Genomic DNA, 14,436 nt, shown 5'->3' with positions numbered 1-14,436 from the left:
TAGTATAGCAAAAAAAATGATCAATATAGATGATCTAGAGTCTTATATTAGTCCAAATAGTCTTAATAAACAGATAATACTTTCTATTTATGGGTAATTATTTCTTCCTTTTCAAGTATAGTAACACAGTATATTATTTCCTAAACGAATAATTCTATAAAGATATCTATGAATAAATTATGTAATATATATAACAAAATGTGGCATTTTCGTTATTCCAACCGGAGTTGCAAATTGAGTAATATTTGATATATTCTGACAACTAAAGCGTACTTAGATCTGCCATCATTCACTTACTAAAACTTGTTTTAATTCAAGATTTAAAGCTGGGGTAGTTACTAAATAATTTTTTACTGATAGTAGCTGAGGCTTACGTTAGGATACAGAAAAAACTTTCTCTTAAGACATTCTCAGCAAGTTTTAATCAACAGCTTTTGCAAGTACTAGTAGATAGAAAATAGATATCCGAATCCATAATGGATAATTTGGTAATTACCGAGAGCTTATCCAATTCAACAGATAAAAGTTTGCAGTTGTTTGATTGTATTGATAAAATTCTTCCATACCTTATCGCATAAAAGGTTCTAAAAAGTGCCATATTCATAAAAAAATGATATTTTTGTCTGTATACAAACCCGCTTATTTCCTTGGGTAAATCAAAAGTCATTTTCATTGTTATTGGCCTTCTGCTTATGGTAGGAGGTGTATTTACTTATAAATGGTGGCAGCAAAATTATGCTGATTCTCCCTGGCATCTGATTCCCTCGCATGCTGTACTTGTGATAGAAGCGGAAAATCCAATAGAACTTCTTGACGAATGGGAACAATCAACCATTATGGGTCATGTGAAGAACCTGCCTTATTTTCGCAAATTGCTATTACGCAGTGATACCCTGCTCCGGTTGGATGAACAGGTTGAAGCGTTTTTTGATCAGAAAAAAGTACTTACATCTTTACACGTAACCGCCAGAGATGATTTTGATTACCTGTTTTTTATACCCTTGCGCTCCGGAGAAGAAGCAATTTTAAACAGAGTAGCTACCAAAATGGATGCCGACCAGCGCTATAAGTTTGCTACCAGGAACTTTCAGGGACAAACGATTTATGAAATCTCTCCCAGCCGTTCCGGTGCTATATTCTCCTATGTACTTCATGGGCGCCATATTATCGGGAGTTATACTCCTTTTCTGGTAGAAGATGTTATCCGGAATATCAATGCATTTTCAACTCTGCAAAAAACTACCTGGCAACACATCAGCGAGCAGACTGGCAGCAACACCGACAGCTTGCAAGTATATATACACCCAAATACGTTGCCCAGATTGATGCAGGTATTTGCAGGCGAACAAATAGCCAATCGATTTCCTTTGCTTTCTACCTACGCCCAATCTTCACACCTCCAGGTGAAAACAGATGAAAGTCATCTTCGTTTGACTGGAATCAGTACAGTAAATGCAGAAAAAGATTCTCCCAATTACCTGCAAGCCTTCAAAGGTCAAAAATCCCAGCCTTTACAGTGTTTGCCATTTATTCCTAATAGCACAGCTTTGCTTTATCACTGGGGTTTTGGCGATGCTAACAAGCTTCTTTCTTCGCTGAACCCGTACTGGCAAGCGCATGATAAAGCAGTTATTGAGAAACAAAAAGAATGGTCTACTCAATATAGTCTTTCACCTGCTCAGCTGTTTGGGTGGATGCAGGGAGAAATGGCACTGGCTGTTCTGGAAAATAGCCAGGTATACACCCAGCAACTCTTATTTGTACAAACTTCCGATACAGAAAAAGCGCTGAGCCAGTTGAAAGAAATGACTGCCACAATTGAGCAGAATCAGAAAAAAGAACCCTATACAGAGCCCTATGCCGGAACTTCTATCCGCCAGATTCATTTGCCGGAATTTCCTGCTGCCGTCTGGGGAAATGTATTCAGTGGATTTGAGCAATGTTTTTATGCACCAGTTGGACAGTATATGGTTTTCTCCAACAACATTCAAAATCTTAAGCAACTACTCGATGATGTAAAATCTGACAATGTGTGGGCAAAATCTCCCAGGCAACAGCAGTATCTTCGGCAAGCATTGGAACAAGATAATTTTGGGGTATTCATTCATACGGCTAGGGCCTGGAATCTGCTTTATGCCCATGCTTCGCCCAAGTGGAAAAAGTTTATGCAAAGTTACTCGTCTGTATTGAAACGAATGGAATATGCCGCCTTGCAAATGCGCCATAAACAGGGACAGACTTTTCAAACCAATTTGTATGTCGAGTTCAATAACCGGCAAACGGCCCAGAAAGTACAGAATAAATTCTTCGTTACAACCAATACTCATCTGGAACAAGCCGCACATTCCCCTGCATTTGTAGTACGCAACCATGCCAATGGCAGCCGTGAAATGATGGTACAGGATGCGGCTCAACACCTCTATTTGATAGATGCCAAAGGGAAAACAGTCTGGAAAAAACAACTGGAGTCAGCGATTATTAGTGCGGTGAGCCAGGTAGATTATTATAAGAACAACAAACTGCAATACCTGCTGGCAACTTCCTCTCAGATTCACCTGATAGACCGTAACGGGAATACGCTCGAAAATTTTCCTATCCAGTTACCGCAGGCTGCTCGGTTACATACATTAGCCCTTTTTGATTACGACAATAGCCGGGATTACCGGATTCTGGTTTCCGATATTCAGGGAAATCTGTACCTATACAATACCAAAGGCACATTACTGGAAGGCTGGAACCCGCTTCGGTTGGGATACCGGCTCAATGGTCCGGCTACGCACATTCGCATCCGGGGAAAGGATTATATTATGGCCTTGCAGGCAGATGGCATTCTGTATGTATTCAACAGAAAAGGGAAACCTTCTAACGGCTTTCCGCTCTTACTCAATTCACGCATCCACAATCCTTTGTTTGTTGAACCAGCCATTGAACCTAAAGATACAAGAATTACGATGTTAACAGATAATGGAGAAATGATCACCTGCAATCTGGCTGGCGATGTGGTAGAACAAAGGCAATTGTACAGGCCTTCCAGAGAATCTGTTTTTAAGCTATGTATGGATGCCCAGGGCAAAGACTGGCTGATTGCCAGGTATACTTCTGGCAAAGTGGCTATTCTGGATAAAAGAGGAGCTGTTTTGTTTGAAAAAGACTATGAGTCCGGAGATGAACCCATTGTACAATACTATGATTTTGGCGCAGATATCCAGGTAATGGCTTTTACCCATGCTGCTGCTAAGCAAACTTATTTGTATGACAGGCAGGGTAAATCTATTGGTGAGGGTTCTATTCCCAATGCTTTTCCGGTGTCTATTCTGTATGTTGAAAATTACGATAAAATATTCATCTACCGCACCGGAAAACAGGAGGCAAGCCTGGTATCACTGAAAATAAGGTAGGTTTTTTTAATTTTTAATAGCCACTGGTTATACGTAGACAGGAAATTAAGTTCTACCTTGATGAACTGCTGTTTCTATATAATACTATTCCTACTGATAAATGTCAAATGAGCAGCTTATAAAATACAAAAGCCCTGTGTTAGCAGGGCCTTCATAATCCATTGAAATAATATTATTATTTTGCCGGAGCTTCGTCTTTTCCTCTCAGCGCCCTTGGAATTTCTACGGTTGCAATTGGAGTAGAAGTACTATTAAGCAAGGTATAATTATCTGCTTTCAGATCACCTATTTTAATAGATTTACCTAATTCCAAGTTTGAAATATCTACATCAATATAATCGGGAATATTTGCAGGCAATGATTTAATCTTCACTTTTCTAAGTTTAGAAATGAGTTTACCCCCTTTTTGAACACCTGGAGCTACACCAGTAAAACGCACTGGCACTTCCATCTTTACAGGCTTATTTTCGTCTAATTCCAGAAAATCAACATGAAGAATAGTTTCGTTTACCGGATGATACTGTGAATCCTGCAGGATCGCTTTATATTGTACGCCTTCAATATTCAGGTCAACCTGGAACACATTAGGTGAATACAATAACTGCTTGAACAGAATCATGGGTGAATAGAAATGTACCTGGTCTTTTCCGCCATACAACACACATGGTACCATACTTTGAGCCCTCAGCTCTTTTGAGCCTGTCTTACCGAGATTTGCTCTTTTATACCCTATAATCTCTAAATTTTTCATTTGTTTTTAATTAATGGTTTAAATTTATAAATAATGAACTAATGGATTCATGGTCGTGTACATTCCGGATGGCTTTGGAAAACAGTTCAGCCACCGTGAGTACTTTTATTTTAGAAGTATGTTGCTTTAAGGGAATTGTATCAGAAACCACTAATTCCTGCAACACCGAATTTTCTATATTCTCGTAGGATTTATTAGACATGATCGGATGCGTACAAATAGCCCGTACCGATTTTGCGCCTTTTTCCAGAATTATCTCTGCTGCTTTACAAATGGTACCACCGGTATCAATCAGGTCGTCTACCAGTACAACATTTGCCCCTTCCACATCTCCGATAACCTGCATGGATGCAATCTCATTGGCACGTTTGCGGTGTTTGTCGCATACCACAATATCTGCCTGAAAATGCCTGGCAAAGGCACGGGCACGGCTCACGCCACCCACGTCCGGAGATGCAAATAACAAATTATCCAGATTCAGACTTCGCAGGTAAGGAACAAAAATGGCTGAACCATCCAGGTGGTCTACCGGAAAATCGAAAAATCCCTGAATCTGTCCGGCATGCAAATCACAGGTCATCAGCCTGTCGGCACCGGAAGCAGAAAACAGATTTGCTACCAGTTTGGCTGCAATCGAAACTCTGGGTTTATCTTTCCGGTCCTGCCTGGCGTATCCAAAATAAGGGATTACAATGGTTACATATTTGGCTGAAGCCCTTCTGGCCGCATCTACCATCAACAGTAATTCCATCATATTGTCGGCAGGCGGAAAGGTAGACTGGATCAGAAAAACATCGCAGCCCCTTACTGATTCATCGAAACTTGGAGAAAGCTCTCCATCGCTGAATTTTTGCAGGGTAACAGAGCCCAAAGATTTGCCATAGTAATAGGAGATCTTCTCAGCCAGATACTTGGATTGGGAACCAGAAAATAGTTTTACCGAATAGGGGGTAGCCATAGATTAGTCATTAAAAAGTTGACAAAACTTTACACACCGGTTTTATCAAAACAGTATCTCAATAGCTGGTAAATGGGCGTTCAACACTTGTTAAAATAAATCAGCTTCCTCAATAAATATATCTTATTGCAAGGAAGCCGCTACAAATTCATATACTTAACCTAAGAAAGTGCAAAACTAATAATTAATAATCAATACACAAAGCCTGTGCAGATACATATTTTGTATACGAACAGGCTTTATGTTTGAAACAATTAATAAGCTTGAAATATGCTCGCTTAAGAACGTATATTATACAGAGAAACGATTCATTAACTCATGCTGCTTATCTGCTCTTATCAATTACGATTGCTTTTCCTGCATGCCGGCTATTTCTGCCTGCATACGCCGGATGCGCCGCATCTGCTTCAGCAGATTGTACCGCATGTTCATCCCGTCCATAATTGATTTTTATGGCATGTTCATCAGGTTTAATGGTTTCACCTTTACGTTTCACATAGACATATATGAACTCAGCGCCTATAAATAAAATCAGGGAAGAATAATTAATCCAGAGTATAATACCCACAATAGAGGCTGCTGCACCATATGTATTGGTCAGGTCGCTGTTGCCGATTTGCCAGCTGATCAGGTAACGTCCCACCGAAAACAGGAAAGAAGTAAGCAATGCACCAATCCATACATTACGCCATTTTATTTTTACGTCGGGTAAAAATTTAAAGATCATTGCAAACAGTACCGTAATTACCGCAAAGCCAATGAACAACGCACTGAGTTTGATTAAATAGACTGAGTAGTCAGCTAGTAAGCGCTCGATGTATTTATTGAGGGCGCTTAGCAAACTGTTTATGACCATGGAGACCAGTAGCAAAAAGCCGATGCCTAACACCATAGCAAAAGAAAGCACCCGGTTGATCACTACCGCCATAATACCAGATTGTGGTTTTAATTGTACTTTCCAGATCTTGTTCAGCGAATCCTGCAAGGCTGTAAAGGCCAGAGTAGCGGATAAAAATAAGGTAACAATACCCACTATGGTTGGGAGCAATCCTCTTTCAGCGTCTATATACGCACTCTGGATCATTTTTGCTAATGCTTCCGCTCCATCATTCCCAACCAGGCTACTCATCTGCCTTTGGATTTCTCCATTAATGGCTTCTTCTCCAAAAAAATAGCCGGCTACTGAAATTACAATGATCAGCATGGGCGCTATGGAGAATAATGTATAGTACGATAAGGCGGCTGCCAGCTGAAAACAATTATCAGCTGTCCACTCTGCATACATCTCCTTTATAAACGAAAAAACATTTGATACCTTCTTTTTCATAAATCAATACTGCCAACAAGTATATATATTGTATATTTTCTTGTATAAATACGAATCCGTTGAAATAGAGTTGACATAATATATTTATTATACAAAATTAATAGCTCTTTTACATGAAAAATCAAATGAAAACATTCAACCTATCCATCCGGACATGTTTCATAATAAGTATTGAATTTTAGTAACTTGCGTCTCTACATATCCGTGAAATAAGCTACTAACTCTCTATTTTTATGCAGACCTTTTATTTGAAAAATGAATATGAAGACGGGACCGTATTTTTTAAGATTGAAAAAATACAAAATCCGGAAGACGAATATATTTATGATGGCACCGAAATTATGATCGAAGAGGATACCATTTCCAAAGATGAATACGAACTTACTGAAGAGGATTTGCAGGAAATGTACGACGATGGCTTTGAAGTTGTTCCGGCAGCCGAATACGAAGAAGCCGACCGTCGTCACCAAAGCCTGGATTTGTAAAGCTTATATAAAAACTTACTTGTTCAAATCGATTTTGATTAGCCTGGATATAACTTGATAAACTAGTAATTCACTTTACTTTTAAACTGGAGATATTCAGATAATTCATTTATGGAATTTCCTTCTGAGGCAACTTCCGCAACTTTCAGACGGTAATTACCGGAGAGATCATTATGGAAACCTTTGGACTCAAACCCTGCAAAGATGTAGGCGAGATTAAATCTGTTTTACGGGAAGCTATTCTGGAAGGCCAGAGCCGCAATTAGTATGAATAGACTTTTGCTTTAATGCTGGAAACTGGCAAAAAATGGGGCTTGTGCCAGTGAAGATGTGATATGCCTTGATACTTTCTCTACATTTTAAATCTCATTGGAATAACCATCCTTAACTTTATCTTTACTCAGTCAGGCCGGAGAAGATTTGGAAAAAAAGAACCCAACAAAGAGTTTTCTAGCAAGACTTTGAAACGATATTTAAAAAACTGGAGGGAGATGGAAATTCTGGAGAAAAAGCCTAAAATCCAAGCAAGATGAGGCTGAATGCCTCTATAAAGAGGAGTGCCAGGATGATGTAAAATTACTTCAAAAGAAAGAACATATAGACTTATACTATGGAAATCAGAGTGTTTTTTGCTTAAGACCAATGATGGCTTATTGCCGTCAATATGCTGGTGAACAAGTAGAGATTCTTCCCTAGAAAGGCAAAAGGATTAATGTGTTTGGGCTGATAAGTCAGGCAAGTTAAGTAGTTTTTCTACAAAAGGCTTTCTGAATGCGCAGTTCATAGTCGACTCTACAGATTAATAAGTAGAGATTATAACTAAGATTACAGGCCTGCTATTAGATAATGTCCCTTTTCATCAGGCTAATTTACACAGGAGCAAAACCAAATTTACTTATTTTTCTTTACGAGCTTACAGCCAACATCTAAACAAAATTAAGATGATATGGCGCATATTGAAGTATGAATGTCTTAAACTACATAGTTATGTTTCATTAGAAAATCTTTGGGAAGTACTCAATAAGATATTTATACATTTTGCAGGAAAATACTTTATCAATTTTAAAGATTAACATTTATAAAATAATCTTGTACTACTACTTAACTTTTTAGCTAATACCCGGCTTGTTCTTGATTATTAGTTTTTAAGTGAGATGGTTTAGGTTGTAAAACATTGAAAATTTTATTCCAACCTATTGAATTATTACAATCCTTATATACCGATTTGAGTGCATTGGGATAACATTTATATTATTTAATAGCCTCTTTGGTGTGAAGATAACTTCCTTATTTTATGATTGTTTGAATTTTATTGCAGCTTCATCAAGAGGTCTTTATTATACGCTGTCTTTTCTTTTTCTAGCCGCACCGTATGAACGGATAAAGCTCCTAATTGTCACTAAAAATGATTTTTATTTTGCTCAATGTATATAAAATCGAAATATCATAAAATACCTAGAATTGGAAGTATTTTAAGGTTAAATGGATACTGCCTTCTGATCTCGGTGAAATCTGAGTTAAGCCAATAAATTGTATTATATAAAAATAATCAACAATAAAATCAGTGAAATGGAAGTATAATGCCTCTAAAAGTGTTATCTAAATAAGTTACGTTTTATAAATATTTTTTGCGTAATTGAATGGCGTTAAAACAACCAGAAATAAATTTACATGAGAAATAAAAAAGAAAAGAAAGAAAGAGACAGAAAAAGTGAAGATGGAAGCCTGAAAGAAAAAGTAGTAGCTTTCTTAACCCAACACCGCAGCAAAGCTTTTTCTGCGGCCCAATTGCGAAGAAAACTTTCCCTGCGGTCTAAAAAACAAGAAGAAGAACTCCCCGCCTTAATGGATCAATTAGCCGATACCGGCGTATTAAACAGACTCAGAAACGGCAGTTATAAGATTTCCAGTAAAACTACTGAACTCACTGGTGTAGTAGACCACGTAAATCCAAGATATGCTTTTATTGTTTCTGAAGAGTCCGAACAGGATATCTGGGTAAGTACATCTGCTTTAAAAGGAGCTATGGATGGAGATACGGTAAAAGTAGCCATGTATGCCCAGGCCAATGGCAGGCGACCTGAAGGAGAAGTAGTGGAAGTTTTACAGCGGAAAAAAGATGAATATGTGGGCTTAATTGAAGTATTACCCAAATATGCGTTTGTTATTCCGGATAATAAAAAAATGTATACCGACATTTACGTGCGGCAGGAACAGATAAACGGAGCGAAAGATGGAGAGAAAGTACTGGTAAAAATTACCCAATGGCCCACTAACGACCGCAAACCGGAAGGAGAAGTAATTCAGGTGCTTGGTAAAGCCGGTGAACACCATACCGAAATGCATGCGATTATGGCTGAGTTTGGTTTGCCATTCAGTTTTCCGGATAAAGTGTTAGAAGAATCTGCAAAAATTGAGGAGGGCATCACACAACAGGAAATTGCCAAGCGCCGTGATTTCAGGGATATTACCACATTTACCATAGACCCGGAAGATGCGAAAGACTTCGACGATGCCTTATCGATCCGCAAACTCGAAAATGATACCTGGGAAATTGGCGTTCATATTGCCGATGTTACCCATTATGTAAAACCAGATACCCAGCTGGAAAAAGAAGCCTACCGGCGTGCTACTTCAGTTTACCTGGTAGACCGGGTAATTCCGATGTTGCCTGAAAAGTTATCCAATGAACTGTGTTCGCTGCGGCCTAATGAAGACAAGCTAACTTTTTCTGCGGTGTTTGAAATGGACAACAATGCTAAAATACTCAACCAGTGGTTTGGCCGTACGGTGATTCATTCTGATAAACGTTTTTCTTACGAACAGGCACAGCAAGTATTAGAAACCGGCCAGGGAGAATTTTCGGAAGAGCTATTACTGTTAAATGATTTGGCTAAAAAGCTGAAAGACGAACGCTTCAAAAAAGGAGCCATCAGTTTTGAAACCATTGAAGTAAAGTTCAAACTTGATGAGAACGGTGTACCGCTAGCAGTATATCCGAAAATACGGAAAGATGCCCATAAGCTGATTGAGGAGTTTATGCTACTGGCTAATAAGAAAGTAGCGGAATATGTGTTCAAGATGAAAAAGGGCGAGAACAAGAATACGATGGTATACCGCATACACGATCATCCGGATCTGGAGAAAATAAAAACGCTGTCGGTATTTGTAAAGAAACTGGGGTATTCGCTGCAAGTGGAAGAAAATAAAGTATCTGCTTCGCTCAACAAGATGATGGATAACATTGAAGGCAAACCAGAACAGAATGTATTACAAAGCCTGGCGATCCGGACAATGGCAAAAGCCAAGTATAGTACTGAAACCACTGGGCATTTTGGTCTGGCTTTTCCGCATTACACCCATTTTACGTCACCCATCCGCCGTTACCCGGATATGATGTCGCACCGATTATTGCAGCATTATTTGGATAAAGGAAAATCGGTAGATAAAGCGGCTTACGAAGAAAAATCCAGGCATTCGTCGGATATGGAAAAAATTGCTGCCGATGCCGAAAGAGCCTCCATTAAATACAAGCAGGTGGAGTATATGCGCAACATGGAGGATCGTGAATTTGAAGGTATTGTGACAGGTGTTACCGAGTTTGGCATTTTTGTGGAAATGATAGAGACCCGCTGTGAAGGCATGGTGCGGATGAGCGATATGGATGACGATTATTACGAACTGGATGCAGAAAATTACCGGGTAATGGGCAGGCATACTGGAAAAATTATTGCCTTTGGCGACAAAGTAACCGTACGGGTAAAAGACACTAACCTGGAGAAACGCAGTATTGACCTGGAATTTGTAAAACTTGGAAAAAATCCTTCCGGAAAAGAACGTGTCCGGCCGGAAACCAAACGCAAAAAACAAGCGGAAGACGAGACAGAATATGGGTTTGAGTTTTAAATAATTTTATCAGTGTATTTTAATCAAGGCGCTTAGCTCGATAACTTTGCGCCTTTATACTTTCCAAACGATGACCTATTCAACCATAAGCGGCGTTGGGCACTATGTACCCGAACGTATTGTCACCAATCATGACCTGGAAAAACTTATAGATACCACTGATGACTGGATTCAGGAACGCACCGGTATTCAGGAAAGAAGATTTTTTCAGCCTGGCAAGGATACAGTAGCAGGTATGGGCGTGAATGCTTCCAGAGTTGCGATAGAACGGGCAGGTCTGACACCTGAGGACATTGATTTTATAGTATTTGCTACCATTACACCAGATTACTATTTCCCAGGAAGTGGTGTATTGTTACAGAGAGAACTAAATATACCAAATATTGGCGCACTGGATATCCGCAACCAATGTTCAGGGTTTATATATGCTATTTCAGTAGCCGATCAGTTTATTAAAAGTGGCATGTACAAAAATGTGCTGGTGGTAGGGGCAGAAATTCAATCTTCTATAATGGATATTAGCGACAAAGGCCGGGCTATGGCGGTTATTTTTGGAGATGGAGCCGGAGCGGTTGTAATGCAGGCCACGGAGGATGCCAACCGGCGTATTCTTTCTACACATCTACACGCCGATGGCCGGTATGCTGAAGAATTAATTGTGAAAGACCCAGGTGGAAGCCGGGCCGGCCGCTGGCTTTCTAAGGAGATGATCGATAATGGCAGCACTGATCCCTATATGAATGGGAATATGGTATTCAAGCATGCAGTTGTTCGTTTTCCGGAAGTAATTATGGAAGCGTTAGAGGCCAATGGCTACTCAGTGGCAGATGTAGATATGCTCATTCCGCATCAGGCTAACTTGCGTATCACCAATTATGTACGTGAAAAACTCAAATTGAATGAAGAAAAGGTATTCAGTAATATACAAAAATATGGAAATACTACAGCTGCTTCTATTCCTATTGCCTTGAGTGAAGCCTGGGAAACCGGTAAAATTCAGCCTGGAAACCTGGTTTGTCTGGCGGCATTTGGTAGCGGTTTTACCTGGGCTTCTGCGCTGATCAAGTGGTGAAATTGAAATGCCAAATATTTAATAAATGAAATTTAACAGCTTTGTTTGCTATTTATAGCATCTACCTCTCATTCAATCACCTTACAGGAAAGCAGCGTTACGTCATCAGCATACTGATTGCCATAACGGAATTCTTCAATCCGCTTAATAAGCCTGGTATGTAATTCATCGGGGTTGGCTTTATGGTGTATCTGTATAAATTCAAGCAAACGTTCAGGACCAAACTCTTCTTCATCGCTGTTGCGGGTTTCTACGACCCCATCAGTATAGGTAAAAAGCAGAAAATTTTTAGTGTTCTCAATGACCGCCACGTGCAAAAAAGGCAACGGATGAAAAATGCCTAATATGGTGGTTCCTTTTTCCAGCAGTGAAGTCTTCCCTTGACTATCGCAAAAAATAGGCGCATTATGACCAGCATTTACGTAGCTGAGCGTATGTGTAGACTGGTTATAAAGGGCACAAAAGAAAGTAATAAAACTCCCACCCCGGAATTCTGATATAGGCCGTAATTCAATTCATGAACAATGGCTTTTAAATCTGTCGTTTGCCGGACCAGAATGCGTAAAGAAGCCTGAAAATTAGACATGAGCAGTGCCGCCGGAACACCTTTGCCGGAAACATCAGCAATACAGAGCAGAAATTTATCAGGTGTAATCTGAATAAAATCGTAATAGTCGCCGCCTATTGAATAATGTGGGAAATAATCTGCTTTTACCTTTAATTTATCATTATAAGGGAGTTTTTTAGGAAAAAGCATTTCCTGTACCTGCCTGGCAATTTCAAGTTCGCGGTTTAAAGCTTCCTGTGCCAGCTGGCGCCGTGCCAGTTTTTTGTTTTCTATGGCTACCACAATGATATTAGTCAGCGTTTGTATAAATGTGGTATCAATACCAGATTCGGGATTTTTCTTGTCTTCCCCTACAAATATATAGGCTAGTACCCGGTCTTTATGAAAAACCGGAATCGCAAGGTCAAATTCTTTAAAAGGGGCAGGCATGGTAGTATTTTCCAGCCACACTATATCTCTGGCATTTAATTTCTCTACATCCAATAACTGGGTAGTGAAATTAGCTACTGTACCAAAGTTAACTTTACATTCCCAGGTTTGAGGAACTTCCAGAATATACAATGCCAATTTGCTGATATTCAGATTGGCTCGTAAGGTAAAGTTATAGATTTTGTAGAGGGATTCCTCCGGGAAATTATTATTGATCGCCTGAGTGATCTCCAGGATCGAGTTCAATTCCAGCTCCTTAATGCGGAGTTTATCTTTCAGCGTGTTAATCAAAAGTCTTTACTTTAAAAGGGTGGTGGGATCATAGGCATCCCGTAATCCATTGCCGAATAAATTAAAAGCCAGTACCAGCAAACTGATACAGAAGCTTGGCAAAAATACTAAATGCCAGCTATCTTTTGTGCCTATGGTGGTAAATCCTTCGTTAATCATGGTTCCCCAGGAAGGTGTAGGAATTTGTACGCTTAATCCCAGAAAACTCAATCCGGCTTCTGTAAGAATAGCTGAGGCAAAATTGGAAGTGGTAATTACAATTAACGGACCCAGTATATTGGGCATAATGTGGTAATAGATAATCCGGCGGTTGCTCATACCGAGAGAACGGGCAGCTTCTACAAATAATTTTTGTTTGATCGACATAATTTGTCCCCGTACTACCCTGGCAATTTCTACCCAGCTGGTGAGACCAATGGCCAAAAACACTACCCATAATCCTTTACTTTGAAGTGCCATACTGATAGCAATTACCAGCATAATACTGGGAATAGACCATACCACGGTCATGAGCCACATAATGATACTATCGGTTTTGCCACCAAAAAAGCCTGCCAAGGCACCCAGCGTAATACCTACCAGTACAGAAATGAGTACCGATACAAACCCAACTGAGAGCGAAATACGCATGCCATATAACAAGCGGCTCAACATATCACGGCCTACTTTATCTGTACCCAGCATATAATTCCGGGTTTCGATATTCTCTTTTTGAAATTGGGAAAGTAATTCAGACTTAGTAATTGTCTGGATACGTTCGTCGCTATCTAAATACTTAATGGTTTCTCCCTGTAGTTCGTAATTTTGTGAACCTGACATTTTACTTGACTGGCCGATATATAAGGGGAGTACTGCTTTTACAATTGAATACTTTTTTTCTTCGCCGTTTCCATTGTATTCCCGCACATATACATCAATTCCATCCATACGATACGATTCAACAGGTATAATTCTATACTGGCTCTCAATGCCTGAATAAATATCTGTGAGAATATTATTGTCTTCCAGCGATACGCCTCTACGCATTTTCAGCATGTCGACCTGAAATCCGATGGGTTTTTTCTGAATCTGAGCAGCGCCATCATTTGCATCCGGCGTACGGTCGGGCATTACCAGGTTTCCAAGCAGCGTAAGCAGCACACAAAAAACAATAATGGCCAGGCCAAAAACGGCAGGCTTGTTGTTTAAGAATCGCTTTTTTATATAGTAAAATGGAGATTTGGCGGTCTCCTGAGCAACAACGGGCATAAT

At 39.6% G+C, this 14,436-nt stretch carries 8 protein-coding genes and 1 pseudogene; 4 read left to right on the top strand and 5 right to left on the bottom strand.

Annotated elements, in window-relative coordinates:
• Positions 1 to 647 precede the first annotated feature (647 nt).
• Positions 648 to 3,398, top strand: a complete 2,751-nt coding sequence (locus GXP67_RS11320) for a DUF3352 domain-containing protein (RefSeq protein WP_162443229.1) — start codon at positions 648 to 650, stop codon at positions 3,396 to 3,398.
• A 175-nt stretch (positions 3,399 to 3,573) separates the two neighbouring features.
• Here GXP67_RS11320 and GXP67_RS11315 read toward each other — a convergent pair whose 3' ends face one another.
• The 3 genes from GXP67_RS11315 to GXP67_RS11305 all read right to left on the bottom strand — a co-directional run bounded on the left by GXP67_RS11315 (position 3,574) and on the right by GXP67_RS11305 (position 6,434).
• Entirely contained in the window at positions 3,574 to 4,149 is a 576-nt protein-coding gene (locus GXP67_RS11315) for a 50S ribosomal protein L25/general stress protein Ctc (RefSeq protein ID WP_162443228.1), read from the bottom strand.
• Between the two features lie 10 nt (positions 4,150 to 4,159).
• Complete coding sequence (locus GXP67_RS11310; protein ID WP_162443227.1) at positions 4,160 to 5,107, bottom strand: ribose-phosphate pyrophosphokinase; 948 nt, start codon at positions 5,105 to 5,107, stop codon at positions 4,160 to 4,162.
• A gap of 325 nt (positions 5,108 to 5,432) precedes the next feature.
• Positions 5,433 to 6,434, bottom strand: a complete 1,002-nt coding sequence (locus GXP67_RS11305) for a YihY/virulence factor BrkB family protein (RefSeq protein ID WP_162443226.1) — start codon at positions 6,432 to 6,434, stop codon at positions 5,433 to 5,435.
• A 233-nt stretch (positions 6,435 to 6,667) separates the two neighbouring features.
• Here GXP67_RS11305 and GXP67_RS11300 point away from each other — a divergent pair, with 233 nt between their 5' ends.
• The 3 genes from GXP67_RS11300 to GXP67_RS11285 all read left to right on the top strand — a co-directional run bounded on the left by GXP67_RS11300 (position 6,668) and on the right by GXP67_RS11285 (position 11,897).
• On the top strand, positions 6,668 to 6,919 hold the full coding sequence (locus GXP67_RS11300) for a hypothetical protein (RefSeq protein ID WP_162443225.1): 252 nt from the start codon (positions 6,668 to 6,670) through the stop codon (positions 6,917 to 6,919).
• 1,671 nt (positions 6,920 to 8,590) lie between these two features.
• Complete coding sequence (rnr, locus tag GXP67_RS11290) at positions 8,591 to 10,825, top strand: ribonuclease R (RefSeq protein WP_162443224.1); 2,235 nt, start codon at positions 8,591 to 8,593, stop codon at positions 10,823 to 10,825.
• 70 nt (positions 10,826 to 10,895) lie between these two features.
• Complete coding sequence (locus GXP67_RS11285; protein WP_162443223.1) at positions 10,896 to 11,897, top strand: 3-oxoacyl-ACP synthase III family protein; 1,002 nt, start codon at positions 10,896 to 10,898, stop codon at positions 11,895 to 11,897.
• A 68-nt stretch (positions 11,898 to 11,965) separates the two neighbouring features.
• Here the strand turns inward: GXP67_RS11285 and GXP67_RS37360 are convergent.
• Positions 11,966 to 12,654: pseudogene (locus GXP67_RS37360) on the bottom strand (PP2C family protein-serine/threonine phosphatase).
• Positions 12,655 to 13,191: 537 nt separating this feature from the next.
• The gene (locus GXP67_RS11275) at positions 13,192 to 14,433 is read right to left on the bottom strand and encodes an ABC transporter permease (RefSeq protein WP_162443222.1); all 1,242 of its coding nucleotides are present in this window, start codon (positions 14,431 to 14,433) and stop codon (positions 13,192 to 13,194) included.
• Positions 14,434 to 14,436 lie beyond the last annotated feature (3 nt).

The organism is Rhodocytophaga rosea, assembly GCF_010119975.1.
GTDB lineage: Bacteria > Bacteroidota > Bacteroidia > Cytophagales > 172606-1 > Rhodocytophaga > Rhodocytophaga rosea.
This window is presented reverse-complemented; position numbering and strand designations above follow the sequence as displayed.